Annotated in this window: 23 protein-coding genes, 1 pseudogene and 1 riboswitch; of the genes and pseudogenes, 18 read left to right on the top strand and 6 right to left on the bottom strand. The window is 60.0% G+C overall.

Annotated elements, in window-relative coordinates:
• Window positions 1-57 precede the first annotated feature (57 nt).
• A complete protein-coding gene (locus tag NIM86_RS10160) occupies window positions 58-657 on the bottom strand; it encodes a nucleoside deaminase (RefSeq protein ID WP_253381671.1) in 600 nt (199 codons plus the stop codon).
• 139 nt (window positions 658-796) lie between these two features.
• On the opposite strand from NIM86_RS10160, the gene xdhA reads away from it, so the two are divergent.
• The 3 genes from xdhA to xdhC are packed head-to-tail and all read left to right on the top strand — an operon-like array spanning window position 797 to window position 5,609.
• Window positions 797-2,395 (top strand): xanthine dehydrogenase small subunit, encoded by a 1,599-nt coding sequence (xdhA, locus tag NIM86_RS10165; RefSeq protein ID WP_253381673.1) that lies wholly within the window; start codon window positions 797-799, stop codon window positions 2,393-2,395.
• A complete protein-coding gene (xdhB, locus tag NIM86_RS10170) occupies window positions 2,392-4,791 on the top strand; it encodes a xanthine dehydrogenase molybdopterin binding subunit (protein WP_253381675.1) in 2,400 nt (799 codons plus the stop codon). Before xdhA ends, xdhB begins: the two co-directional genes overlap by 4 nt.
• On the top strand, window positions 4,791-5,609 hold the full coding sequence (gene xdhC, locus NIM86_RS10175; protein WP_253381677.1) for a xanthine dehydrogenase accessory protein XdhC: 819 nt from the start codon (window positions 4,791-4,793) through the stop codon (window positions 5,607-5,609). Before xdhB ends, xdhC begins: the two co-directional genes overlap by 1 nt.
• An 8-nt stretch (window positions 5,610-5,617) precedes the next feature.
• Here the strand turns inward: xdhC and bfr are convergent, their stop codons facing one another.
• Both bfr and NIM86_RS10185 read right to left on the bottom strand, forming a co-directional pair.
• The gene (gene bfr, locus NIM86_RS10180) at window positions 5,618-6,103 is read right to left on the bottom strand and encodes a bacterioferritin (RefSeq protein ID WP_253381679.1); all 486 of its coding nucleotides are present in this window, start codon (window positions 6,101-6,103) and stop codon (window positions 5,618-5,620) included.
• Between the two features lie 28 nt (window positions 6,104-6,131).
• Window positions 6,132-6,449, bottom strand: a complete 318-nt coding sequence (locus tag NIM86_RS10185) for a (2Fe-2S)-binding protein (protein ID WP_371872875.1) — start codon at window positions 6,447-6,449, stop codon at window positions 6,132-6,134.
• Between the two features lie 131 nt (window positions 6,450-6,580).
• Here NIM86_RS10185 and rirA point away from each other — a divergent pair, with 131 nt between their 5' ends.
• Together rirA and NIM86_RS10195 are read left to right on the top strand one after the other, a co-directional pair.
• Window positions 6,581-7,021 (top strand): iron-responsive transcriptional regulator RirA, encoded by a 441-nt coding sequence (gene rirA, locus NIM86_RS10190; protein WP_253381681.1) that lies wholly within the window; start codon window positions 6,581-6,583, stop codon window positions 7,019-7,021.
• 140 nt (window positions 7,022-7,161) lie between these two features.
• Window positions 7,162-7,701: pseudogene (locus NIM86_RS10195) on the top strand (MotA/TolQ/ExbB proton channel family protein); the annotation flags it as partial.
• Between the two features lie 84 nt (window positions 7,702-7,785).
• On the opposite strand, the gene cobD reads toward NIM86_RS10195, so the two are convergent.
• From cobD to cobO, 3 genes are read right to left on the bottom strand one after another with little or no spacing between them, the layout of a single operon-like run.
• Window positions 7,786-8,820 carry a threonine-phosphate decarboxylase CobD gene (cobD, locus tag NIM86_RS10200; RefSeq protein WP_253381683.1) on the bottom strand — a complete coding sequence of 345 codons (1,035 nt, stop codon included), beginning with the start codon at window positions 8,818-8,820 and terminating at the stop codon, window positions 7,786-7,788.
• A complete protein-coding gene (locus NIM86_RS10205) occupies window positions 8,810-10,255 on the bottom strand; it encodes a cobyric acid synthase (protein WP_253381685.1) in 1,446 nt (481 codons plus the stop codon). Before NIM86_RS10205 ends, cobD begins: the two co-directional genes overlap by 11 nt.
• Window positions 10,256-10,304: 49 nt before the next feature.
• A complete protein-coding gene (gene cobO / locus NIM86_RS10210) occupies window positions 10,305-10,916 on the bottom strand; it encodes a cob(I)yrinic acid a,c-diamide adenosyltransferase (RefSeq protein WP_253381687.1) in 612 nt (203 codons plus the stop codon).
• 97 nt (window positions 10,917-11,013) lie between these two features.
• Window positions 11,014-11,215, top strand: a riboswitch (cobalamin riboswitch).
• 103 nt (window positions 11,216-11,318) lie between these two features.
• Between cobO and NIM86_RS10215 the strand changes: the two genes are divergently transcribed.
• From NIM86_RS10215 to cobS, 13 genes are read left to right on the top strand one after another with little or no spacing between them, the layout of a single operon-like run.
• Window positions 11,319-11,846, top strand: coding sequence for a hypothetical protein (locus NIM86_RS10215; protein WP_253381689.1), 528 nt, complete (start codon window positions 11,319-11,321; stop codon window positions 11,844-11,846).
• Window positions 11,846-12,892, top strand: a complete 1,047-nt coding sequence (gene cobW, locus NIM86_RS10220; RefSeq protein WP_253381691.1) for a cobalamin biosynthesis protein CobW — start codon at window positions 11,846-11,848, stop codon at window positions 12,890-12,892. The genes NIM86_RS10215 and cobW overlap by 1 nt, the downstream gene beginning before the upstream one ends.
• A gap of 15 nt (window positions 12,893-12,907) precedes the next feature.
• Window positions 12,908-16,306 carry a cobaltochelatase subunit CobN gene (cobN, locus tag NIM86_RS10225; RefSeq protein WP_253381694.1) on the top strand — a complete coding sequence of 1,133 codons (3,399 nt, stop codon included), beginning with the start codon at window positions 12,908-12,910 and terminating at the stop codon, window positions 16,304-16,306.
• Window positions 16,303-17,634, top strand: a complete 1,332-nt coding sequence (locus NIM86_RS10230) for a hypothetical protein (protein ID WP_253381695.1) — start codon at window positions 16,303-16,305, stop codon at window positions 17,632-17,634. Before cobN ends, NIM86_RS10230 begins: the two co-directional genes overlap by 4 nt.
• Window positions 17,631-18,275 (top strand): precorrin-8X methylmutase, encoded by a 645-nt coding sequence (locus tag NIM86_RS10235; RefSeq protein WP_253381697.1) that lies wholly within the window; start codon window positions 17,631-17,633, stop codon window positions 18,273-18,275. The genes NIM86_RS10230 and NIM86_RS10235 overlap by 4 nt, the downstream gene beginning before the upstream one ends.
• A 2-nt stretch (window positions 18,276-18,277) precedes the next feature.
• A complete protein-coding gene (locus NIM86_RS10240) occupies window positions 18,278-19,090 on the top strand; it encodes a precorrin-2 C(20)-methyltransferase (protein ID WP_253381699.1) in 813 nt (270 codons plus the stop codon).
• Entirely contained in the window at window positions 19,087-19,875 is a 789-nt protein-coding gene (locus NIM86_RS10245) for a precorrin-3B C(17)-methyltransferase (RefSeq protein ID WP_253381701.1), read from the top strand. The genes NIM86_RS10240 and NIM86_RS10245 overlap by 4 nt, the downstream gene beginning before the upstream one ends.
• Window positions 19,872-21,101 carry a precorrin-6y C5,15-methyltransferase (decarboxylating) subunit CbiE gene (gene cbiE / locus NIM86_RS10250; RefSeq protein WP_253381703.1) on the top strand — a complete coding sequence of 410 codons (1,230 nt, stop codon included), beginning with the start codon at window positions 19,872-19,874 and terminating at the stop codon, window positions 21,099-21,101. The genes NIM86_RS10245 and cbiE overlap by 4 nt, the downstream gene beginning before the upstream one ends.
• Window positions 21,098-21,541, top strand: a complete 444-nt coding sequence (locus tag NIM86_RS10255) for a cobalamin biosynthesis protein (RefSeq protein WP_256478425.1) — start codon at window positions 21,098-21,100, stop codon at window positions 21,539-21,541. Before cbiE ends, NIM86_RS10255 begins: the two co-directional genes overlap by 4 nt.
• On the top strand, window positions 21,538-22,311 hold the full coding sequence (gene cobM, locus NIM86_RS10260) for a precorrin-4 C(11)-methyltransferase (protein WP_253381707.1): 774 nt from the start codon (window positions 21,538-21,540) through the stop codon (window positions 22,309-22,311). Before NIM86_RS10255 ends, cobM begins: the two co-directional genes overlap by 4 nt.
• Entirely contained in the window at window positions 22,308-23,105 is a 798-nt protein-coding gene (cobA, locus tag NIM86_RS10265) for a uroporphyrinogen-III C-methyltransferase (RefSeq protein WP_253381709.1), read from the top strand. The genes cobM and cobA overlap by 4 nt, the downstream gene beginning before the upstream one ends.
• Window positions 23,102-24,430, top strand: coding sequence for a cobyrinate a,c-diamide synthase (locus NIM86_RS10270; protein WP_253381711.1), 1,329 nt, complete (start codon window positions 23,102-23,104; stop codon window positions 24,428-24,430). The genes cobA and NIM86_RS10270 overlap by 4 nt, the downstream gene beginning before the upstream one ends.
• On the top strand, window positions 24,427-25,230 hold the full coding sequence (cobS, locus tag NIM86_RS10275; protein ID WP_253381713.1) for an adenosylcobinamide-GDP ribazoletransferase: 804 nt from the start codon (window positions 24,427-24,429) through the stop codon (window positions 25,228-25,230). The genes NIM86_RS10270 and cobS overlap by 4 nt, the downstream gene beginning before the upstream one ends.
• Window positions 25,231-25,244 lie beyond the last annotated feature (14 nt).

Genomic DNA, 25,244 nt, shown 5'->3' on the forward strand with positions numbered 1-25,244 from the left:
GAATGATTTACGGCAGCGCAGGTGTCAATCGCAAACCGTCCCACAGAAAATGGCCGGTCAATTGAGCGGAATGGCGTTGTGGTTCTTATCGGCCTGATACCTCTCAGAGAGGTCTTCATAAAGTTGCACGACTTCGGCTGCCTTGCGTTGCAGCAATTCGCGCTCGTCATCCGGTAGTTCACCTATAGCTGAACGCATTGCCTGCGCTGTCCAATAGGCATTTTGCCGAGCGTAGCCACCCGGCTGAAGCCGGAACACTTCCTGCAGAATGTTCAGATCGTGCGGAATGGAGAAGCTGTCCCGGCTATCCTCGTGGCTGAAGAAATAGAAGAAGTTGTCGAAACCTGCCCAGGTGATTGCCGAAAGACAAAGCGAACATGGCTCATGCGTTGTGAGAAAGATGAGATCGGACGTCGCCGGTCGCTCGGCGTCCGGCATCTCGTAGAATCGCTTCAGGCAATGGACTTCCCCGTGCCAGATTGGATTCTCCATCTCATTATTCGTCTCGGCGAGGACAAGCGAAAGATCGCTCTTGCGCAGTATCGCCGCGCCGAAAATCTTGTTTCCGGCAGCGACGCCGACTTCCGTCAGCGGGACGATATCATCGGTGATAACATCCAGTAGCCGTTCAAGAAGCCTGGCCTTGGCGTCAGCCATAAGCGTTCCTCAATTCGATACAGCGGGATCGATAACCTTTCGAGAGAAAAGAGTAATCATCGAAATCCGTGAAAGACCTATCCATCTTTGCGGAGGATCAGACCTTGCGCAATCATAAGACCCGACGCACCCTGCCCCGATGACGACAGAAAACACTTCTCTAGAAAGATCGGCTGCGCCATCTATCCGGCGAGCGCTCCGTTTTATCCTCAACGATCGGCCCATCCACCTCGATCGTACTGCGGCAAGCGATACACTGCTCGACTTCCTACGGATCGATAAGCGCCTTACCGGCACCAAAGAAGGCTGCGCCGAGGGCGATTGCGGAGCCTGCACTGTTCTGCTCGGCCGCCCCGATGCAGACGACGAACTTCGCTACGAATCCGCCAATGCGTGCATCGTCCTGATGGGTATGATCGACGGGTGCCATGTGGTGACGGTCGAGCATCTAAGTCCGCGCGGCGGCCCGCTTCATCCCATCCAACAGGCGATGGTCGATGAACATGGCAGCCAATGCGGCTTCTGTACGCCAGGATTCGTCATGAGCCTCTATGCACTCTGGATGCGGAAGCCCGATCCGGACCGGCTCGAGATCGAGCGAGCCCTTCAGGGCAATCTCTGCCGCTGCACAGGCTACGCGCCGATCATCCGAGCCGCCATGGCCGTCACCGCCCTGCCAGCGGAAGACGATCCCGTCCTTTCCGAACGCGAGCGTATAACGGGCATCTTGCAAAGTTGGAACGACGGCAGCCGTTTGGAACTGACGGCGCCACCGAGAGACAACGGTTCGGAAGAGCTGGGAAGCGCCGCCGTCGAACCGTCCGACGTTCCCTATGAAGGCGACGTGTCGAATACCGATAATGCGCTCAACAACCGCATTCTGCGTCCCGCTTCTGTCGATGATCTTGCGCAGCTACTCGAGGAAAATCCAGACGCCCGGATCGTCGCCGGTGCGACCGATGTCGGGCTATGGGTCACAAAATTCATGCGTGAGATCGGTCCGCTGATCCCTGTAGGCCATCTGACGCAACTGAAGAAAATCGAGGAAGTCGACGGCACGCTGCGCATCGGCGCTGGGGCATCCTACACCGATGCGCTCACGGAACTGGCAGGACGCATTCCTGCTTTCGCGCCGCTCCTCTGGCGGATCGGCGGCAATCAGATCCGAAATATGGGCACGATTGGCGGCAACATCGCAAATGGCTCGCCAATCGGCGACATGCCGCCGCCCTTGATCGCACTCGGCGCGATACTGCATCTGCGCAAGGGAAGTGAGCAGCGCAAATTGCCACTGGCGGAGTTTTTCATCGACTACGGCAAACAGGACCGTCGCGAGGGCGAATTCGTCGAGGCCGTCTCAGTACCGCTCCCCTCGCCGGAGGCGCATATCGCGTTTCACAAGGTCAGCAAACGGCGCGACGAAGACATTACGGCTTGCCTCGGCGCCTTCCATCTCAAGCTGGCCGAAAACGGAACCATCGAAACATTGAGGATCGCCTATGGCGGCATGGCGGGGGTTCCGAAGCGCGCCAAAACTGTCGAGAAAGCGTTGACCGGCAAGCCGTGGAGCAGCGCATCCGTCGATGCGGCCCTGGCTGCCTTTGAAGAAGATTTTGAGCCACTCTCCGATATGCGCGCTTCCGCGGAATATCGCATGATGGTGGCGAAGAACCTGCTGCGCCGTTTCTTTGCCGAGACCCAGGACAGGCAACTTGTCGGGGCGGAGGCCGCGCAATGAACGAAGTTCTGGCCCGTGGCGCCGACCGCAAGCACGATGACGATGCCAGATCGGAAGCCGGCGCCGCCTACGCGGATGCCCATGAAAACGCGCCGGCCCATCAGTCGAAGCGTCATGATTCCGCTCATTTGCACGTCGCTGGCAGAGCGCCTTACACCGACGACCTGCCCGAGCCGCCCGGCACTCTTCATGCCTATCTCGGCCTATCCAGCATCGCGCATGGCCGTATCGCGACGATGGATTTGGCTGAGGTCGGCAAACAATCCGGCGTCGTGGCGGTCATCACCGGCCATGACCTCACCCATAACGATGCCAGCGCCTGGCAGATTGGCGACGAGCCGTTTCTGACCACGGAAAAGGTCGAATTTCTTGGACAACCCGTCTTTTTAGTCGTCGCCACCAGCCGAAACGCCGCGCGGCGCGCCTGCCAACATGCGAACATCGAATATGTAGAGGAAACACCCATCCTCGATGTCGATCAGGCTCGCAAGGCTGGCGGTCGCACTGTCATCGATGGCATGACGCTTTCACGCGGCGACGCCGATCGGGCGATTGCGGACGCGCCGCGCCAGCTATCAGGCTCGATGCTGATCGGCGGCCAAGACCATTTCTATCTCGAAGGGCAAGTCGCCTTCGCCATTCCCGGCGAAGACGGAACCATGACCGTCCATTCCTCTACGCAGCATCCTTCCGAAACGCAGATGCTGGTTGCGCATACCTTGCACCGCCCCGCCGCGATGGTGACCGTGGAAGTCCGTCGCATGGGCGGCGCATTTGGCGGCAAGGAGTCGCAGGCCAACCTGTTTGCCGCGTTAGCGGCATTTGCAGCAGATCGCCTGGGCACGCCGGTCAAGATCCGTCCCGACCGCGATGACGATATGGTCGCCACGGGCAAACGCCACGATTTCCGCGCCGATTACGAAGTCGGCTTCGATGATGACGGCCGTATTCACGGCGTGAAGTTCAAATATGCTGCGCGCTGCGGATTCTCCGCCGATCTGTCCGGGCCAGTCACCGACCGCGCGCTTTTCCATTGCGACAATGCCTACTACTGGCCAGCGGTCCAAGCCGTGTCCGAACCTCTTTTCACGAATACGGTCAGTAATACCGCCTTTCGTGGTTTTGGCGGTCCGCAGGGCATGGTTGGCGCGGAGCGTGTTATCGACGAAGTCACCTATGCGACCGGCCTCGATCCGATAGAAGTCCGCCGCCGAAATTTTTATGGCGAAGATGAACGCTCCCTGACCCCCTATTATCAGGAGATCGAGGACTTCGTTTTACCGCGCATCTGGGAAGAATTGCTCCAGAGCAGCGGCTACGAAGCGCGGCGCGAGACCATCCGGCAAAACAATCGTGAGGCTAAAGGATTCATGCGGCGCGGTATCGCGCTGACACCCGTGAAATTCGGCATCTCCTTCACCGCAACCCATCTTAATCAGGCCGGCGCTCTCGTGCATGTCTATACGGATGGCTCGATCCATCTGAACCATGGCGGGACGGAAATGGGTCAAGGCTTGAACACGAAGGTCGCGCAGGTCGTTGCCGCCGTGTTCGGGGTCGCTCTCGATCAGATACGAATAACCGCCACCTCGACTGGAAAGGTGCCGAACACCTCCGCAACCGCTGCCTCCTCCGGGGCTGACCTCAATGGCATGGCAGCCAAGCTGGCGGCAGAGACCATTCGACAGCGGCTTGTGGACTACGCGGTCTCCGAACATGGTGTGCCCGCCGAGCAAGTCGTTTTCCGGGACGGACGGGTGCAAATCGGCAATCGCGAAATAGGCTTTCAGGAACTGGTCGAAGAAGCTTATACCGCACGCATTCAACTCTCCGCGACCGGCTATTACCGAACGCCGAAAATTCATTGGGACCGGACGTCAGGCCGGGGTCATCCGTTCTATTATTTTGCCTACGGAGCAGCGGTTGCAGAGGTTGAGATCGATACGCTAACCGGCGAATATACCGTCGAGCAGGTCGATATTCTCCACGAGACCGGAAACAGTTTGAACCCGGCAATCGATATAGGGCAGATTGAGGGCGGCTTCATTCAGGGCATGGGCTGGCTTACGACGGAGGAACTTGTCTGGGATCAAACGGGGCGCCTCCGCACCCATGCGCCATCCACCTATAAAATCCCACTCGCCTCCGACATACCGCGTGAGTTCAATGTAAGATTGGCCGAATGGTCGCGGGCGCACGAACCGACGGTATTCCGCAGCAAGGCAGTGGGCGAACCACCTTTCATGCTGGCCATGTCCGTTCTGCACGCCCTTTCCGATGCTGTCGCATCGGTCGCTGATTATAAGATCTGTCCTCGGCTGGACCCGCCCGCGACACCTGAACGGGTGCTCATGACCATCGAACGGCTGCGCGCGGAAGCGGCTGCAGCAGACTGATGCGCATCGCCGATCTGGACAGGCTGATCGCAGCGGGCAAATCGGCCGTACGCGTGGAAATCATAGAGACGAGTGGCTCCACACCGCGCGAGATCGGCGCGATCATGATCGTTTCCAGCGATAATACCTTCGGCACCATCGGTGGCGGGGCATTGGAGTTTCGAGCCACCGAACAAGCGCAACGGATGCTTGAGAATGGCGCAGCCGCAGCCGAAACGATGGAGCTGCCTCTCGGTCCGGAGATCGGCCAATGCTGCGGTGGCCGCGTTGTTCTGTCACTCGGGCCAGGCGGCCGGATGATGCTTGAGAACGAACGCCGGCGGCTCAAACGGCAGCACGAGAAAGAACCGACCGTTTTGATCTTCGGTGGAGGCCATGTGGGCATTGCGCTGGCGCGAGCATTTGCTCTCCTGCCCTTTCAAACGTCAATTGTTGAAACCCGGCAAGATATACTGCCTGCCGATCTGCCTGTTACTCACGAAATCACTCCGTTGCCGGAACAGGCGGCCCGCAGCGCCCCGCCGGGCGCGGCCATTGTCGTGATGACGCATGACCACGCGCTCGACTATCTCATCGTCTCTGAAGCGCTGAAGCGTACCGATCTTGCCTATATTGGTTTGATTGGTTCGAAGACGAAACGTGCGACATTCGAACGTCAGTGGCGCCGCGATGGCGGCGCCGCGGAAGCGATGGATCGATTGATCTGCCCTATCGGCGGTGGCGATGTCGACGACAAGCGCCCCGAAATCATCGCCGCCATGACAGCAGCGGAGATGATGAAGCGGCTGCTTGGCCGGGATCGATCCCAGCCAAGCTGACCGATAAATTACTCGGCGTGGTCCGAGGAATCGGCGTTCAGCCCGCCGAACTGCTCAGGACCGATCTTCTCGTAGAGGTGCAACTGCGTTTCGAGGAAATCGACATGGCCTTCCTCATCCTTCAACAGTTCCTCGAAGATCTTCATGGTCACGTAATCGCCGAGTTCGTTGCAGATTTCGCGCGATTCCTTGTAGGACTTCACAGCGTCCAGTTCCCCAGCGAGGTCAGCCTCGAGCACCTCTTTGACATTCTGGCCGATCCGTAGCGGCGCCACCGACTGCAGGTTCGGATGTCCCTCCAGAAATATAATCCGGTCGATAAGCTTGTCGGCGTGATTCATCTCCTCGATGCTCTCTTCGCGCTCTTTCTTGGCAAGCTTGGTGAAGCCCCAATCGTTGAGTAGGCGGTAATGCACCCAGTACTGATTAATCGCACCCAGTTCCAAAAAGAGCGCCTCGTTGAGACGCTCGATCACACGATCATGACCCTTCATAGAAAATTCCTTTAACGCCGTGGCCTTTTCAGGCTGCGCGAACAGCGGCTAGCCGGGCACGCGCTTCCCTGCGCATCTGCTCCAGCCGGTCATGCTCACAACGCAACCGATCGATAAAGTTTACGACGTCGGCGGCAGGAGTAGCAAGACGCTGGTGATAAGCCTCGGTCGTTTCCACGATAATATCGACAACGCCAGGGAAACACCCGCAGCAGCGGCCCCGTTTTTCCATGGCATGATAAATCTGAACCGGCACGATCAGACGCCAGGGATCGGCATCAAGCAATTCCGTGATGACGTCCCGTATCTCCTGAGCCGTTATCATATTGCAACTGCAGACAAGCACGACATTCTTCCTTGGCCTGGAAGCCTGAGAAATAAGCGCGACGGAAAGCTGTGTCAAAATGTCTAGTTTGGAATTGCTCTAATCTATAGCATGTATTACATATGTCGCGAAGGGCGGAGACAGGAGGCGATATGCGGCTTACAAGGCAGACCAATTACGCAATTCGGATGATGATGTATTGCGCGTCGAATCCCGAGGGGCTGAGCCGGATACCGGATATCGCAAAATCCGCCGAGGTGCCGGAGCTCTATCTTTTCAAGATTTTGAAACCCCTGGTGAACTCAGGACTAATGAAGACCGTGCGCGGCCGAAAGGGCGGTGTATGCCTTGCCCGCCCGGCTGAGGAAATTACCCTGTTCGACATCGTCCGCGTGACCGAGGAGGGCTTCTTCATGGCCGATTGCTTCGAGGACGGCGAAACAAATTGTCCGCTGGTCGATCATTGCAGTCTCAACGCAGCCCTGCGAGAAGCCCTCAATGCGTTTCTTGCCGTGCTCAGCCGCCATACGCTCGCCGATCTCGTGAAGGATCGACCGGAAATTCCCGAATTGTTCGGTCTCAAAGTGGCCTGATCCAGCTCAGACAACTTTTTCTGAAACCCAAGTCGCGAACCCAACATTAACCATCCTCTGGCATTCGGTAAGTGTGATACCGCAATCGAGAGAAGAGCCGGATGGAATTCGTTACGTTTTGGGAGCCGGTCCGCAACCTTATGTTTGGTAGCGTCTCCGTTGCAACGATTTTGGCCGTCCTCTCCCTCGTCGTTTTGGGAACGGTTGTTATAAAATTGGTCGATTTCGCACAGGCAGGTATCGGCGATACCGCCCGGGCGCAAAAAGCGGTCAACCTCTATCTCAAAGGCAGGCATCAGCAAGCCACGATCCGTCTCGCCAGCGACCGGAGCGGTGCGGGACAGGCCGTATCGCTTGCGATATCCCGGATAGAAAGCGGAAGTTCACCTGTCGAGCAGATTGCCGACGAAGCAGCGCACTTCGCCAGCGAGAGGGTTCAACGTTATGGAAAAAGCTTGCGCATTCTCGACCGGGTTGTTCGCGTAGCGCCGATCCTCGGCCTCTTCGGCCCGCTCATCGCAATGGTAGAAACTTTTCTGTGGCTCCTGACGGTCGACGCCACCGTCGGACCGGCGCCGCTTGTCGAAAGCCTCTGGCTTGCTCTCTTTACGCTTTCGCTTGGCGCCGGGTCGGCTCTCTTCGTTTTGAAGGCTCTCGACATATTTGAAAAACGTATCGAGACCGAACGGCGGGCCATCGCTTTTCTGGTTGGCGAACTGCTCTCATACAAAGAAGCGCTGAATAAGGACGGCAGAGTGGCAGGCTCAGCCGTGACGGAGAGCGTCACACAGCCGGCGCCACGCCGCCTCGTCACTCGGCAGGCCAATTCTCAGCAAGTCGGGGTCGAACGCAAAACGTCGCGTCCAGATTCCCGCCCGACCAAGCCTGTCGAACAGATCCGGCACGCCATCGCAGCGTAGCGTTCGAAAGAGCGGACTGACGCCCTCGGCTTTAAAGCCGTATGCAATCAGCGCCTGATCCAATCGCTCACTGGCGGCGACAAGCCGCTGACGCTGCGCCTCTTGCCAGGCCGTGTCACGCAATGCAGCCTGGCCAATACCGATAGCCGGTCCGGAAACTGGCCAGGGACCGAGATCCGACCGAAGCCGGCCTGCGATCGCCTCGCCTGCTATGGCAAAACCGAGCCGCAGCCCTGCCAGACCGTAGAATTTCCCGAACGAGCGCAGAACGACGATTGGCAGACCTATCACACGGTCGCAGAGTGACTGACTGTCGGCGGCGCTATCCATGAAAGCCTCATCGACGATCAACAGCCCACCTCGCCTTTGCAAATGCCTGGCGAGATCGAGAAGATCGGACCGACTTGTTAGTGTGCCGGTCGGATTGTCGGGATTGACGACGATAACGCACCGGCTGCTGTCCGGCACATCTCCCACTTGCGCTATATCCCGAACGGAATGGCCGATCTGACGGCAAATTCGGCCATGTTCGGCATAAGTCGGGCCGACAATGGCGATCTCGCTACGGCGCAACAGCCGGAGAACATTCGCCACCAGCGGTTGAGTTCCCGCTCCTGCAACGACCTCTGTTGGCTTCGCGCCGTAAGCCAATGCAGCCGCCGCGCATAAACGCGCGGTCTCTGCCGGTTGCGGCAGTCTGGCCCAGCAATCGGGCGAGAGTGGAGGCAACGGATAAGCGAACGGGCTGATGCCCGTCGAAAGATCGACCCATGGCTGAGGGGCGTCGGGAAAGAGGTTTTCTGCTTCGGACAGATCGCCGCCATGCAGCGCAGGAGGTGCGCCGTTTTTTGCTAGCAGATCGGTCAGGCTATCGGGCATGACGCAACAGAGCCTCGATATCGCAATATTTCTCCAGATGGTTGGCTAGACCGTCGAGCACACTTTCGATCCCCGCTTCAAATGGGGTTGCTGCACTTTGCCCGCCAAGCCTCTCAACAAAGGCGCGGCGGAAAGCGTCATTGGCGAAGACGCCGTGGAGGTAGGTTCCGATCACTCGCCTGTCTGCGCTATACGCGCCATCCATTGTGCCATCCACCAGCCGCGAGAAAGGTCGCGCCCGGTCCGGCCCATCCGTCCGGCCCATATGCATTTCGTAGGCCGTAATCTCATGCCCGCCATCACATGTCGTCGCTGAAACTTCGACGAGCCGCTTGCGGTCCGCAAGAACGGTCTCGACTTCGAGAAGTCCAAGGCCGTTCATCCGATCCGGCCCACCCTCGATGCATTTTGAATCGATAAGCTGCCGACCGAGCATCTGGTAGCCGCCACAAAGACCGAAGACATGGCCGCCGCGCCGGTAATGAGAAACGATATCCTGCGCCAACCCGCATTCCTGCAGGATTGATAGGTCCGAAAGCGTGGCTTTCGATCCCGGCAGGATCACGCAATCGACATCCACCGGCAGCACGTCGTGCCGTCCGATCCGCAACACACTTACATCGGGTTCGGCAATCAAAGGATCGAGATCGTCGAAATTGGAAACAGAAGGCAGCGCAATCATCGCCACCTTCACCGCCGCATCGGACTTTTCAGCCAACTTCGTTCGCAGCGCCAGCGCGTCTTCCGCAGGCAATCTGGCGGCGTCCTCGAAATGAGGTACAAGCCCGAAGGAAGGCCAGCCGGTACGCTTTTCGACCTCCGCCATGCCAGTGTCGAATAGGGTCGGATCGCCTCGAAAACGGTTCACCAGAAACCCGCAAATCATCGCGCCGTCTTGCGGATCGACAACCGCCTCCGTACCGACCAGCGCTGCGATCACTCCGCCCCGGTCGATATCGCCGATGAGAACGACAGGAACATCGGCCTGCCGTGCAAACCCCATATTGGCGATGTCGCCGATCCTCAGATTGATCTCGGATGCCGAGCCTGCACCTTCGACCAGCACGATATCGGCCTGGGACCGCAATCGCTCAAAGCTGTCAATCACCGCTCCCATCAGTCGCGGCTTCATCGCCTGATAGTCCGCCGCCTTGGCAACGCCCCTCACCTGCCCGTGAACGACGATCTGTGAACCGTTACCGCCCTGCGGCTTCAGCAGCACAGGGTTGAAATCGGTATGGGCCGCGACGCCGCAAGCCCGCGCCTGCAGCGCCTGCGCTCGCCCAATTTCGCCGCCATCGATGGTGACTGCGGCATTGTTGCTCATATTCTGCGGTTTGAACGGTCGAACGGTCAGGCCACGACGCGTCAGCGCCCGGCAAAGACCCGCGACGATCAGGCTCTTTCCAACATCCGACCCCGTCCCCTGAAACATCAAGGCACGGCCTCTTCTAGATAGGGAGGTGGAAAGCTCGCTCATCGCCTTAGAATTCGATCCCTTCCTGCGCCTTCACCCCGGCTTTGAAATGGTGTTTCACCGCACCCATTTCGGTCACGAGATCGGCAGCCTCGATCAGTTCAGGCTTGGCATTGCGACCGGTCACGACGATGTGCAGATCGTCTCGGCGGCTCTGAAGTGCTGCGACCACCTCGGACAGATCGAGATGATCGTAACGCAATGCGATATTGAGTTCGTCCAGAACCAGCATCGAGATGGAAGGGTCGGCCATCAACTCTTTTGCTTTGGCCCAGGCGGCTTCGGCGGCGGCGATGTCACGCTCGCGATCCTGCGTTTCCCAAGTGAAGCCTTCGCCCAGAATATGTAGCGCGATCTGATCGCCGAAGCGCTTTAGGGCCGAAGCTTCGCCTGTCTCCCACGCACCCTTGCCGAACTGGACGATACCGACCCGCTTTTTATAACCGAGCATACGCAGGACGAGGCCGAAAGCCGCTGTGCTTTTGCCCTTTCCCGGGCCGGTATGAAGCATCAGGAGCCCCTTGCTCTCGATGGTCTTGGAGGCGACTTCGGCATCCTGAACCGCCTTGCGCTTTTCCATCTTGGCGCGGTGCCGCTCGGCGTCGTTATTCTTCTCCATGGCATCGTCCTTTCGTTCGAAAGAGAAATGCCAATTGCCCGATTTCGGGATGGAAGCGCAAGGTCCGACGGCCTGTTGCGAAGTTGGCCGGCCTCCGCTAGAGATTTGACTGTCTGGTTCTTCCGAGAGGAAGCGAAGAGGGAATACGGTGCGGCGAAAGTCGCCTAATCCGTAGCCGCCCCCGCGACTGTAAGCGGTCCGCGCAGATCCAATAAGCCACTCGGCATTTTATTGTCGGGGAAGGTGGATCGAGCGATCGGCCGCAAGCCAGGAGACCTGCCAGATCGACGAAACCGCTAGCGCTGTCGGTGGGACGGCGAGGAAGGACGATAAATGTCTCTGCACGCCCCTTCGGTGATCCCTTCGCTGTATCGACGACCCGCTTTCGATCGGTCCTAGATCATGGCGATTCGTATTCAGCCGCTGGCCCTGCTCGCGCTTGGCCTGCTATACGGTGGCGGTATCGGCTTCACGCTTGCCGCCGCAAACAATGTCAGCTTTGGCGGGCACAACCATGGCGTGACAGCCGCTCACGCCGGGATCGATACGTCTGCCGCTCACGATCACAGCAGGATGCTCGACGTCTCCGGGCCGAAGGCGCCGATGCTGGAAGCCACATTGGAGCCCGATCCGATAACGGGCTTCAACCTCCATTTGACAACGAAGAATTTCCGCTTCGCGCCCGAAAACGCTGGCAAAGGCGACCGACCCGGCGAGGGCCATGCCCACGTCTATGTGAACGGCGAAAAGATCGCCCGGCTCTACGCGCCGTGGATGCATATCGCCGATTTGCCGCCAAACGCCAAAATCGCCATCACGCTGAACAGCAACGATCATGCCAACCTGTCCGTCGACGGCGAGCCGATCCGCGTCGAACTCTCGGCACCGCAAGCGCCTGCCCTTTCATCCGCCCATAAAGGCCATCACTGATGCAATCGACCGCCCGCATTCCATGCACCATCATCACCGGATTTCTTGGTTCCGGTAAAACGACCATCGTCCGTAACCTGATCGAAAACGCAAAAGGCCGCCGCTTCGCCATCATCGTCAACGAGTTCGGGGATATCGGTATCGATGGCGAAATCCTGCGTGGATGCGGTGTCGAGAACTGCAGCGAGGATGACGTGGTTGAACTGGCCAATGGCTGCATTTGCTGCACCGTTGCCGACGACTTTGAGCCAGCGCTCGACGCGATCCTGAAGCGCGAACCAGCCGTCGATCACATTCTGATCGAAACCAGCGGTCTGGCCCTGCCGAAACCCCTCGTCCAGGCTTTTAATTGGCCAGCCATCCGCAGCCGGGTCACGGTGGACGGCGTTATCACCGTTGCGGACGGTGCAGCGCTGGCGGGCGGGCAGGTCGCGGCGGATATGGACGCACTTTCGGCACAGCGTCTTGCCGACGAGAGCGTCGACCATGACGACCCGATTGAAGAGGTTTTCGACGATCAGATCGCCTGTGCCGACCTCGTCATTCTGTCGAAAACCGACCTTTTATCCGATAAAGAACGCGAGCGCGTCGAAGCGCGACTGCAAGGCGAACTCACTCGCCCGATCCGTATCGTGCCATCGCGCAATGGCGCGCTCGATCCGGCCATTCTCCTCGGTCTCGATGCCGCGACCGAAGACAGCATCGACGCCATCCATACCCATCACGATGCCGACCACGAAAACGGCCACGATCACGATCATGATGAGTTCGAGAGCTTTATCGTCGATCTGCCGCCGATCTCTTCGCCGGAAGAATTGACGGCGCGGGTCGAAGCAGCCTGCGCGATCCCCGATGTGCTACGCGTGAAAGGTTTTGCTGCTGTGAGCGACAAGCCGATGCGGCTGGTCGTTCAGGCGGTCGGCAGCCGCGTGCAGAGCCATTTCGACCGCCCTTGGAAAGCGGACGAAAAACGCGGCACACGGCTCGTCGTGATCGGTTTGCACGACCTTGACGCAACGGCCGTTCGCAACGCATTGGCGGCCTGAGGACGAACGCGCGCCATGCATATCCCATCTATCTCAACCGCTTCTCTGGACGGATCGATCGAACCGCTCGATCTCGGTCAGGATGCAGCCGAGATGGTATTGCTATCCTTCTCCGATTCCGATCTGCGCGGTATTGCCGCCGCCCACCGCCGCGCGGGCGAGGCGCTGCCGGATGGCCTTGGTCTTCGCCTCGCCAGCCTGCGCGATCTGCGACACCCGATGAGCGTCGATCTATGGATCGACGCCGTCGCGGCAAAAGCAACGGTCATCGTCGTGCGCATTCTCGGCGGTTACGAGGCATGGCCCTATGGCTGCGATCGTTTAGCGGAGACCGCGAGGCAGAACGACATCGCGCTGGCGCTTCTGCCCGGCGAATGCAGCGAGCGCGACGACAAGCTGGCGGCCCTCTCGACGCTTTCGGCAAATCAGCTCGAAAACCTGCTCGCCTTTTTTCGACAAGGCGGGCCGGACAATATGGATCGGCTGCGACGGGCGATGGCGGCATTCGCCGATACGAAAAATGGCGTCGCCTCCTTTGCCGAAGCCGAACCCCTGCCCCGGATGGGCTTCTGGTTACCCCAGATCGGAACCGCCGCGACAGCCGGTAAAGTTTTGGCGGAATTTGAAAGTGCCGCTCCATGTGTGCCGATCCTTTTCTACCGCTCGCTTTTGCTTGCTGACGACGCAAATCCAGTTACCGACCTCGCCAAGGCGTTGGCCGATAATGGCGTTGCACCATTGCCGGTCTTCGTCCCATCTTTGAAAGATGAGGAAGTGGCGCGCTTTCTGGAAGAATTGGTGGCGAACACACAGCCCGCGCTTCTGATCACGACGACCGGCTTTGCCGCTTCGTTCGACAGCCGTATCGCCGAAGACGTTGGCGACCGCTCGACGCCGCTGTTCGAACGGCTGAATGTTCCCGTCGTACAAGCCGCCATCGCCACAACCCGCCGTGAGGCCTGGGCGGGAGGCGATCGCGGTTTCGGCGCCACCGACATGGCGATGCACTGCGTTCTGCCGGAACTGGACGGCCGGATCATGGGCGAAGCCATCGCCTTCAAGGCGCTCAACGAACCCGATCCATCGGTTCAGATGGCACTGCAGCAGAACACGTCCGAGCCAAGCCGCATTGCCGCCCTAACCGAGCGGGCGCGACGCCTGATCGCGCTTCAGAAAAAGCCGCGCGCCGAACGGCGGATCGTCTTGATACTGCCAGACTATCCGGGAGCCGAAGGACGTGAAGGCTATGCGGTCGGCCTGGATGTCTTCACGTCCACCATCGCTATTCTGAACGATCTGGCGGAGGCCGGTTATACGGTCGGCGACATCCCCGCCGAGCCCCGCGACCTTTTGGGCCAGCTTCGAGACGTCCATTTCGCGCAGAACGCCGGCGATTGGAAAGAGGCCTTCGGCGGTCTGCCAGAGCAAGCGCGGCGGGCCGTGATCGGCGCGTGGGGCGAACCGGACGGAACCGACCTTCATCTGCGTCACACCCAATTTGGCAACATCACCGTGTGCTTTGCACCGGACCGGGGCCGCGCTTCCGAACGACGCGCCGACTATCATGACCCGGCTCTGCCGCCGACGCACGATCTCCTCGCTTTCGGGCACTGGATGCGCGAGACAATCGCCGCCGATGCAATCCTTCATCTCGGCGCTCATGGTACGCTGGAGTGGTTGCCCGGCAAGGCAGTCGCGCTGTCCAAGACATGCTTCCCGGAAATCGTTACCGGTCAGGTGCCGGTTGTCTATCCCTTCATAGTTTCCAATCCCGGCGAAGCGGCGCAGGCGAAACGCCGCATCGGCGCTGTCACGCTCGGCCATCTGCCCCCGCCGCTTAAAACAGCTGGACTGACCGACGACCAGGCCGAACTGGAGCGGCTTGTCGATGAGTTCGTCCAGGCCGACGGCATGGACCCGCGCCGCCGCGAACGCCTGCGCGATCTGGTCTTGGAGAAAGCCGAAATCACGGGCTTCGACCGCGTGGCCGCTATCGGTTCCGATGACGATCCCGACGAACGGCTTCTGTCTATCGACGCCTGGCTCTGCGACCTGAAGGAGATGGCCGTCAAGGACGGCCAGCACATCTATGGCCGCGCCGAAGTCGATGCGTCGGATGCGCGACAAAACGCCGCCGCCACCGAACAAGCGCGGCTCATCGACGCACTGGACGGCCGCTTCGTTCCGCCCGGCCCCTCCGGTTCGCCGGATCGCGGTCGGCTGGACGTTCTGCCGACGGGGCGCAATCTGACAGTCATCGATCCGCGCACCATGCCGACACCAACCGCCTTCGAAATGGGCAGAGTCGCCGCCGAAGAAGTACTGCGTTTCCATCTTCAGAAACATGGCGACTGGCCGAGGAGCCTCGTCATGGATTTATGGGCGTCCGCATCGCTGCGCACGGGGGGCGAAGAACTGGCGCATGGCCTTTGGCTGATGGGTTGCCGCCCTGTCTGGGACCATGCATCGGGCCGCATCACGGCGATCGATGTTTTGCCGATTGCGCTGCTCGGTCGCCCGCGTGTCGATGTGACGTTTCGGATCTCCGGCCTCTTTCGTGATATGTTTGCCGCACAGATCGAACTGCTGCACGAAGCGATCCGCGCCGTCGCCGAGCGCGATGAGGACGAAACGGAAAATCCGCTTCGCGCAAGTGCCACCGCTGACCAGACGCCAACGCGCGTTTTCGGCACCGCGCCCGGCACCTATGGCGCGGGCGTCGAGGATATGCTGCAGAAGAGCGATTGGGACGAGCGAGAGGCCGTTGGCGAAGCCTATCTCGCGGCGACCGCGTTCAGCTTCGATGCTGCGGGTGATGCCAGTCCCGCCTCGGATGCCTTCCGCCAGCGTGTCGCGAGCGCCGATCTTCTCATCCATACCGGCGATGACAAAGGCCGCGACCTTCTCGAAGGCAATGCAGACGCGGCCCATATCGGCGGTTTCGCCGCCGCCGCCGCCGCGCTCGGTAAAGCAGTCGATTTGATCTGCCTCGATACCACTGACCCTGACCGTCCAAAGGCCCGCGATGTTGCTCACGCGGTCGCTCGCATCGTTCGGGCGCGCGCCACTCACAGAGACTATATCGACGGTCAAATGCGTCATGGTCCGCGAGGCGCATCCGACTTCGCCGAGACTGTCGACCGGCTCATCGCTTTTGCCGAGACGACCGAAGCGATAGACCCCGATCTGATCGAGGCAGTGTGCGACGCCTATCTTCATGACCAGACGGTTCGCGATTTCCTCCTGCGCGAAAACCCAGCAGCGGCACGCGCAATTGTCCGCCGACTGAACGATGCAATCCGTCGCCGGCTCTGGCAGCCGCGCCGCAACAGCACGCAGGCGCTGCTTGCAGAATTGCTCGCCCAGACCAACGATATGCTAGATAAATCAGATATCCGCGAGGCCGCCGAATGAGCGCCTTGCCTGCAACAAAGACATCTGACCTGAACGGTCGCATCAATCAACGGCCTGCACCACCTAGCCGGCGCGGCGCCTGTCCATCGCTCGACCGACCGATGGAAACCGGCGACGGGCTGCTGATTCGACTTGCGCCGGCCCGGAGCGGCCTGAAAGCGGCGACTGTTAAAACGATCTGCGAACTGGCAAGCCGTCATGGCAACGGACGGCTGGAGGTCTCCCGACGCGGAAATCTGCAAATTCGTGGTCTGACGAAACAAAGCGTCCGCCATTTTACCGATGAGATCGCGCCCGTTATCGATCAGTTCCGCTTTGACCTCACCATCGAAGCCAGTCCCCTACCTGAGGATGACGAAACTGGCAGCGCCGCGATGCGAATCGCCGCACGTATCGAACACGAAGCCGAAAAAACGAAACTAAAAGCGCATCTCGCACCGAAATTTTCCATTGTCATCGATGCCGGCGGGCCGGTTGATTACTCTGGTTTGAAAGCAGATATTCGCCTCCGCCGAACCGCGCCTTACCGATGGGCCGTTCTGCTTGGCGGTACGGAGGCGACCGGAAAGTTTCTCGGCGAGGTAACGGAAGAAGAGTCAGCGGTTTCCGTTGCCGCTCTGGCTGCGCTCATCGCAACGATGGGGCCAAAGAAGCGCGGCCACGACTTACCAGTGGCGCGGGCGCGCAATGCGCTCTCATGCGTTTCGCCATCTCTGCTGCCGGCGGGTGCCAGTGGAACACACTTCCCCGTCAGACGCGAGCGGGTTTTCGATGTAGGCGCTGTGGATGTCGATGCATCGAGCTTCGCAATCGTCAGTCCCGCCTTTGGTCTCATGGCCGCTGACGATCTGCAATCGTTGACCGACGCGGCACTCACTATCGCAAAGCCAGATCGATCAGACCGCCTTCGCTTTCATACCGCGCCGGGCCGCCTGATAATCATCGGGGGCCTTTCAAAAGACGAGGCCGGAAAGCTGCTCCGCCATTTTGCTACGAAACCATTCATTACTCGCCCTGACGATCCGCGCCGCGTAATCGCCTGTTGCGTGGGCCATCCCGCCTGCGCATCGGCGCATTTCGATACCCACGGGCTGGCCGAGACGTTAGTTGCGCGGGGGATTTCGCCCGACCGTGACCGCCCGATCCACCTTTCCGGCTGTTCGAAACAATGCGCCAAGCCGGCCCGTGCGGCCCTTCATATTGTCGGTATGGCCGAAGGTGTCGATTGCCTCGATCCCGCAGGAAATCCGATTGCCCGATACACCTCGGCCCGCGACACGATACGGCTTGCCGCTAGCCTGACAAACTCCAAGAGAGGGCAATCATGAACGCCCCCGCGACACTCGACGATCACATCCGCAATGGCACGGCCATCTATGAGAAAAGCTTCGCCATCATCCGCGCCGAGGCCGATCTTTCGCGCTTCACCGAGGCCGAGGCCGATGTTGCGGTGCGGATGATCCACGCCTCCGGGCTGGTCGAGGCGGCGCAGCATTTCGTCTTCGGACCCGGCGTCTGCGAAGCGGCCAGCGATGCGTTGAGACGGGGCGCACCGATCCTCTGCGATGCCGAGATGGTGGCTAGGGGCGTAACCCGTACGCGGCTGCCTGCCGACAATGAGGTGATCTGCACCTTGCGCGATGATCGTGTGCCTGATCTTGCGGAAAAGATCGGCAACACACGTTCGGCCGCCGCGATCGAACTTTGGCGAGATCGGCTGGACGGAGCCGTCGTCGCCATCGGCAATGCGCCGACCGCACTTTTCCATCTTTTGAAGATGATCGATGGGGGTGCGCCAAAGCCGGCAGCGATCCTTGGGATGCCGGTCGGTTTTGTCGGCGCCGCGGAATCGAAGGAGGAACTAGCGCGAAATCCGAGAGGCGTCCCATTCGCGATTATTCGTGGCCGCATGGGGGGCAGCGCGATGACGGCCGCCGCGCTCAATGCACTGGCTCGGAGCGGAATCTGACCATGGCGAAACCTCATCATCGGAACGGCGCGGGGATAGGACAACTCTATGGTGTCGGCACAGGGCCAGGCGATCCCGATCTCCTGACGATCAAGGCCGCTCGTCTATTGGGCGAAGCGGATGTCATCGCCTATTTCGCAAAGGCCGGAAACACATCCAACGCATTGCGGATCGTCGAAACCTATCGCCGTGCCGATATGATCGAAATCCCGCTTCTTTATCCGGTGACGACCGAAAGCCACCGCCATGGCGACGCCTACAGAAAGGCTATAAGCGCATTTTACGACAAGATGGCCGAGCAACTCGCCGAGCATCTGTCTGCGGGGAAGATGGTGGTGGTGTTATCGGAGGGTGATCCGCTCTTTTATGGCTCTTACATGCATCTTCATGTGCGGCTCGCCCGGCATTTTCCAACCGAGGTGGTGCCCGGCATAACAGCAATGAGCGGCTGCTGGAGCCTTGCCGGCTTACCCATCGTCCAGGGCGACGACATGCTGACGGTCCTGCCAGGTACGCTGGATGAAGAACAACTGGCAAGCCGACTGTCCCAAACGGAAGCGGCTATCATTATGAAAATTGGCCGCAACCTACCTAAAGTCCGCAATGCTCTGATTAAAGCCGGACGCCTTGATCAGGCTGTCTATGTCGAGCGCGGCACCATGGCGGAAGGCCATTATATTCCACTCAGTCAAAAGCTAGATGATGAAGCGCCGTACTTTTCGCTGGTTCTGGTGCCCGGCTGGGCTGAAAGAAGCGGACAGGTCAGCCATGAGGCACTGGCACGAGCGACCCATATTGATGAGTTGATCCCGTGAGCGGTCGTATAGCGGTCATAGGCCTCGGTCCCGGATCGGACGCGATGATGACGCGGCAGGCCCATGAGGAAGCCGCGCGGGCATCACATCTCTTCGGCTACTTTCCCTATATTGAACGGCTCTCGCCACGTCCTGACCAGATCGTCCACGGCTCCGATAATCGCCAGGAATTGGAGCGCGCGCGCGCGGCGCTCGATCTGGCGGTGGATGGCGATACCGTCGCGATCGTCTCGGGTGGCGATCCGGGCGTCTTCGCGATGGCCGCCGCGGTTTGTGAGGCAATCGAAAATGGGCCGGACGCTTACCGAAAGGTTGAATTGGTCGTCATTCCCGGTGTCACGGCCATGCTAGCTGTCGCTGCCGCAGTCGGCGCTCCGCTCGGTCATGATTTCTGCGCCATCAATCTGTCGGACAATCTCAAGCCGTTCTCGATTATTGAAAAGAGGATCGTGGCGTGCACGCAAACCGGCATGGCGATGGCGCTGTACAATCCAATCAGCCGCTCTCGGCCATGGCAGCTCGATGCAGCATTCGATATTGCACGCCTTCATCTGCCCAAGGATACCCCTGTCATTTTCGGACGTGCAGCGGGGCGGCCAGACCAGCGTATCGAGACAGTAGCGCTGTCGAAAGCGAATGGCGAAAAGGCCGACATGGCCACTTGCGTGATCATTGGTTCGGCCATGACGAAAGTCGTGGAGCGTCACGGGCGCGAGCCTCTTGTTTATACTCCGCGCTACTGGCCTGAGGAGACCGGTCTGCCAAATGTGGATGCGGCGCCATGAGCGAACGACCCTGGCTGACAGTGGTGGGTATCGGCGAAGACGGGGTCAGTGGTCTATCCCCGGCTGCGCATGAAGCGATCAGATGCGCAAAGTACATTTTTGGCGGAACCCGCCATCTGGCGCTCGCCAGTGAGCTGATTGAGGGCGACCGCCGTCCTTGGCCTTCGCCGTTCGATACGACAATGGAAGCCGTTCGCGCCTGCGCTGGAGAACCGACCTGCGTGCTCGCATCGGGCGACCCACTCCATTTCGGTGTCGGCGTAACGCTAGCGCGCGTAATAGAGCCGGCGGCGATGCGGATCATCGCCCATCCGTCAGCATTTTCATTGGCGGCCGCCCGAATGGGTTGGGCATTGCAGGAAGTCGAGACGCTGTCGCTGCATGGTGAGCCCATTGCAAAACTTCGCCGCCACCTTCAGCACAAGGCCCGGCTGCTTCTTCTGACATCGAATGGCGAATCTCCAGCCCAAATTGCCCGCTTCGTAACGGACCTCGGCATGGGGGAAAGCCGAATTGTCGTGATGGAAGCGCTTGGCGGCGAGCGGGAGAAAATCAGCGAGCATTCGGCGAGTGCCCTTGCGCAAAGCGGCGACCGCTTCGATCCGCTGAACGTCGTGGCACTTTCGATTGACGCCGAACCATCGTCTCCTCTCATTCCGCTCGCTCCTGGATTGCCAGACGACTATTTCGATCATGATGGCCAGATCACTAAATGTGACATTCGGGCAATCACGCTTTCGGCTCTGGCGCCGCGCCCTGGAGAAACCCTGCTCGACATCGGCGCCGGAAGCGGCTCCATCGCCATCGAATGGATGCTCGCGCACCCGCGCAACCACGCCATCGCCATTGAGGCAAATGAGGACCGAGCCGCTCGTATTACAGAAAATGCAATTAGCCTCGGCGTGCCGGACCTCGAAGTGGTTCAGGGCAAAGCCCCGGAAGCGCTTTCCGGCCTGACAGCGCCCGATGCGGTATTTGTCGGCGGTGGCGCGAGCGATCACGGCGTTATGGATGCTGCCCTCGACCTGCTTCCATCGCATGGACGGCTCGTTGCCAATGCCGTGACGCTCGAGACAGAAGCTTTATTCGTCGGCCTTCAGGACAGGCTTGGCGGCAGTCTGACGCGCATTCAGATTTCGCACGTCGCGCCCATCGGCGCCATGCGGGGTTGGCGGAGCGCCATGCCGGTCACGCAATGGCGCTATAGAAAGGCGGATTCTCAATGATCGCCGCGGGTTTCGGGTTCAACAGACAGGCCCCCATGACCGATCTGCTGGGTGCATTGGAAGAAGCCTTGCATTTGGCCGGCTTGGCAAGAAACGATGTATCAGCCATCGCCACATTGGAGGCGAAGGCGGAGACGGAGGCCTTCCGCCGGTTTGCAGACTGCATGAAAATTGCGGTCGTGCCTGTCAGCCCATCCCGCGCGGCCATGTTCGATAAACTGTGCCTGACATCGTCAAGCGTGTCCGAAAAGCACACCGGCCTGTCATCCGTCGCCGAAAGCACGGCTTTATCGGCCGTGCTGTCCAACGACTCCAGCGCTTACCGGAAGCTCCTTGTCCCGCGAGTTATTCATGGCCACGCGACCTGTGCGCTCGCCTGTTTTTCTCCGGTTGAGCGACCTCAGTCAAACCACGTGGAAACCGAAATGAGCCCGCTATGACAGTCTATTTCATAGGCGCTGGCCCGGGCGCTCCCGATCTGATCACGCTGCGTGGAAAAACGCTGATCGAACGCTGTCCTGTCTGTCTCTATGCCGGCTCCATCGTGCCGAAAGACATGCTCGAATGGTGCCCAAAAAACGCGACGATCATCGACAGCGCGCCGATGAGCCTCGATGAAATCGAGGCAGCTTTCGTCGAAGCCTATAAAGCCGGAAAGGATGTTGCCCGTCTTCACTCAGGCGATCTAGCCATGTGGAGCGCAGTGAACGAACAAATCCGCCGCCTGAGACGGCTTGGCATCGCTTACGAGATGGTGCCGGGCGTCCCGGCTATCGCCGCCGCTGCCGCTTCTCTCGGCCAGGAACTGACCGTGCCGGGCGAATCGCAGAGCCTGATCCTCACCCGCATAAATGGCCGCGCTTCGCCGATGCCATCCGGTGAAACGCTGGAGAACTTCGCTGAAAGTGGCGCGATGCTGGCCATTCATCTGGCCATTCACGCCCTGTCCGAGATCGTCGCCCGCCTGGCGCCCTTCTATGGCGCGGACTGCCCTGTGCGGATCGTCGCTCACGCGAGCCGACCGGAAGAGAAAATCATAAACGGCACTCTAGCCGATATTGAGCATCGTTTTGCCGCAGATCCTGTCGAACGGACGGCCATCATCCTTGTCGGACACGCGCTTGGCAGCGAAAATCATCGCGAAAGCGCACTTTATGATGCGGCCTATCAGCGACGTTTTCGCGGCCGCCCCGAACTGGACCGCCAATGATCGACAACGCCCTCAACCGATTGCGCGACAAGCGCCCGGCCTTTGAGCCGGGTCACGTCTGGCTGGCTGGCGCTGGCCCCGGCTCCATGGAAATGCTCACAATCGGGGTTCTGGCGGCCGTGATGGAGGCCGATATCATCGTTTATGACGCGTTGGTCGACCCCGATCTTCTCGACTATGCGAGACCGGACGCCGAACGCGTTTATATGGGAAAGCGCGGCGGCCAGCCTTCCGCCAGCCAGGACGAGATCAACCGCCGCATCGTCGAATTGGCGCGCCGGAACCTTCGCGTTCTGCGTCTGAAGGGCGGCGATCCCTTCATCTTCGCGCGCGGAGGTGAAGAAGCGGTTGCCCTGCACAAGGCCGGTGTGCCGTTTCGTGTTCTCTCAGGCGTGACAGCGGCTATCGGAGCAGCAGCATCAACCGTTACGCCGATCACCATGCGCGGGGTGAACAATGCTCTTGTCTTGATGACCGGTCATGACAAGGATGGCGTCACCGAACTCGACTACGCGGCTCTCGCACGGCTCGATCAGCCCATCGTCATCTATATGGGCTTGACCTATCTGGCCGAAATCGCCGCGCGCCTCCGAAAAGGCGGCATGGACCGCGCCATGCCAGTAGCAGTCGTGCAGAACGCCACTCGGCCGAACGAGCGCATTCTTATCTCGACACTCGAAGAGGTTGCCGAAAAGGTGAAAAGCGAAGGTCTCCGCTCACCAGCGCTCGTCTATATCGGCCGTGTCGTACCGGTCGGCGAGAAATTGCGTGAAATGGCAGCCGAGTTCGCATGAGTGTGCCCCGCGCCATCATCGTCGGCGCACCACGCTCGGGCTCCGGCAAGACATCGGTGACGACAGGGTTGCTCAGGGCGTTCGCGCGCAGAGGACTACGCGTTCGCGGAGCCAAGAGCGGACCTGACTACATCGATCCCGGCTTCCACGCTGCGGCCACCGGCGCGCCCGGCGTCAATCTGGATAGCTGGGCCATGGAGCCGGCGCTTCTGGCGGCGATGCTGGCAGACCATATCGATGACACCGATCTTCTGATCGTCGAAAGCGCCATGGGGCTATTCGATGGGATTGAAGGCGGCGAAGGCCGTTCCGGCGCGGCTTCCGATCTCGCACGACGGTTCGGCATTCCAGTGCTGCTTGTGCTGGACTGCTCCGGTCAGTCCCGAAGCGCCGCCGCTGTCGCCCACGGGTTCGCCTCCTTCGATCCGGAGGTCCGGGTCGCAGGCGTCGCACTGAATCGGATCGCGTCGGACCGCCATGAACAGCAGATATCGGCAGCGATGGCAAAAGCCAGCCTATCCGTCTTCGGTACGGTGCGTCGTGACGCTGTTGCCGCGATGCCAGAGCGACATCTCGGTCTGGTGCAAGCACGCGAACATGCCGCGCTCGAAGCTTTTATCGAGGCGATGGCCGATACAATGGAAGTCGCTCTCGATCTTGACGCGATATGGGGCGCCGCAGCGCCTCTTGAAACCAGGGCGATTATCGAAGGGAGCGCTCTTGCCCTTCCGCCTCCGGCCCAACGCATCGCCATGGCGCAGGACGACGCTTTCTCGTTCATCTACCCGCATCTCTTACGCCAATGGCGAAATGCCGGAGCCGAAATCTCGTTTTTTTCTCCGCTTGCCGACGAAACGCCGTCGAGTGACTGCGATCTTTGCTGGCTGCCAGGCGGTTATCCTGAACTCCATGCCGGTCGACTGGCCTCAGCTCACAACTTTCTAACCGGCATTCGCACCTTCGCGAAATCGAAGCCGGTTCATGGAGAATGCGGCGGCTTCATGGTTCTGGGTCAGGCGCTGGAGGATGCCGATGGCGTCACCCATGAAGTGCTCGGCCTTCTTTCGCATCAAACCAGTTATGCGAAGCGAAAGATGAATCTTGGCTATCGCCGTGCCACGCTGAGCGCTGACTGCCCGATCGGCTCCGCCGGGACGGTGGTGCGCGGCCACGAATTTCATTATGCGCGCGTAACCGATCCGGGTCGTGATGAACCGCTTGCGCGTCTTGAAGATGGTGTCGGCAATGATCGCGGCACGTCTGGCGGACGGCGCGGCAATGTAACCGGCACCTTCTTTCACGCTATTGCGCGGGAGCCAGCATGACCGGCACACCGTGGAAGGAAACGGCTGGAGGCCTGGCGACGCAGCTTGAACGCTCCACCGATGAAGCGCTGGCGGCCATCGGATTCTACACACGCATTCCAAGTTGGCGACTGGTTTCGCCGGATCGCGCCACAGAATTCTCGAACACGCAATGGGCCGCGCCGCTGGCCGGTATCGTCATCGGCCTGCTACTTGGCATGTGCAACGCCCTGTTTGACGCCATAGACATAGCCGATCTGCCCCGAGGGGTTTTGGTGATCGTAGCCGGGCTATTGCTGACGGGCGCGCTGCACGAGGACGGCCTTGCGGATGTCGCCGACGGCTTCGGGGGCGGGCCAGACCGCGAGCGAAAGTTGGCGATCATGAAGGACAGTCGTCTAGGCGCTTACGGCGTTTTGGCGATGATCGCGTCGTTCCTGCTCCGCGCAACCCTCATCGCCGCGCTGACCGATCCGACCGTTGCCGCACTGTCTCTCGTCGCAGCGCATGGCGCGGCGCGCGCCCTTATGCCCGCCATGCTGCATCGTCTTCCAAATGCGCGTGGAGAGGGTGTCGCCTGTCAAATCGGCCATCCCTCGAAAGCGGCAGTGATCACTGCTCTTTCCATAGGTTTCCTGGCGCTACTGCCGCTTGGCCTCATTCCACTCATCGTTGCTCTGATAGCTCTTGCCTTTGTCTATGGCGGTATGACCGCGCTGGCGCGCTGGCAGATCGGCGGCCAAACCGGCGATGTCTGCGGCACGCTGGAACAGATCGGCGAGATTGCGGTCCTCGTTCTCTGTGCAACTCTACTCACCTAGCCCCACAGGAAAAC

Source organism: Notoacmeibacter sp. MSK16QG-6 (genome assembly GCF_024158145.1).
In the GTDB taxonomy this organism is placed as follows: Bacteria; Pseudomonadota; Alphaproteobacteria; order Rhizobiales; family Rhizobiaceae; genus Notoacmeibacter.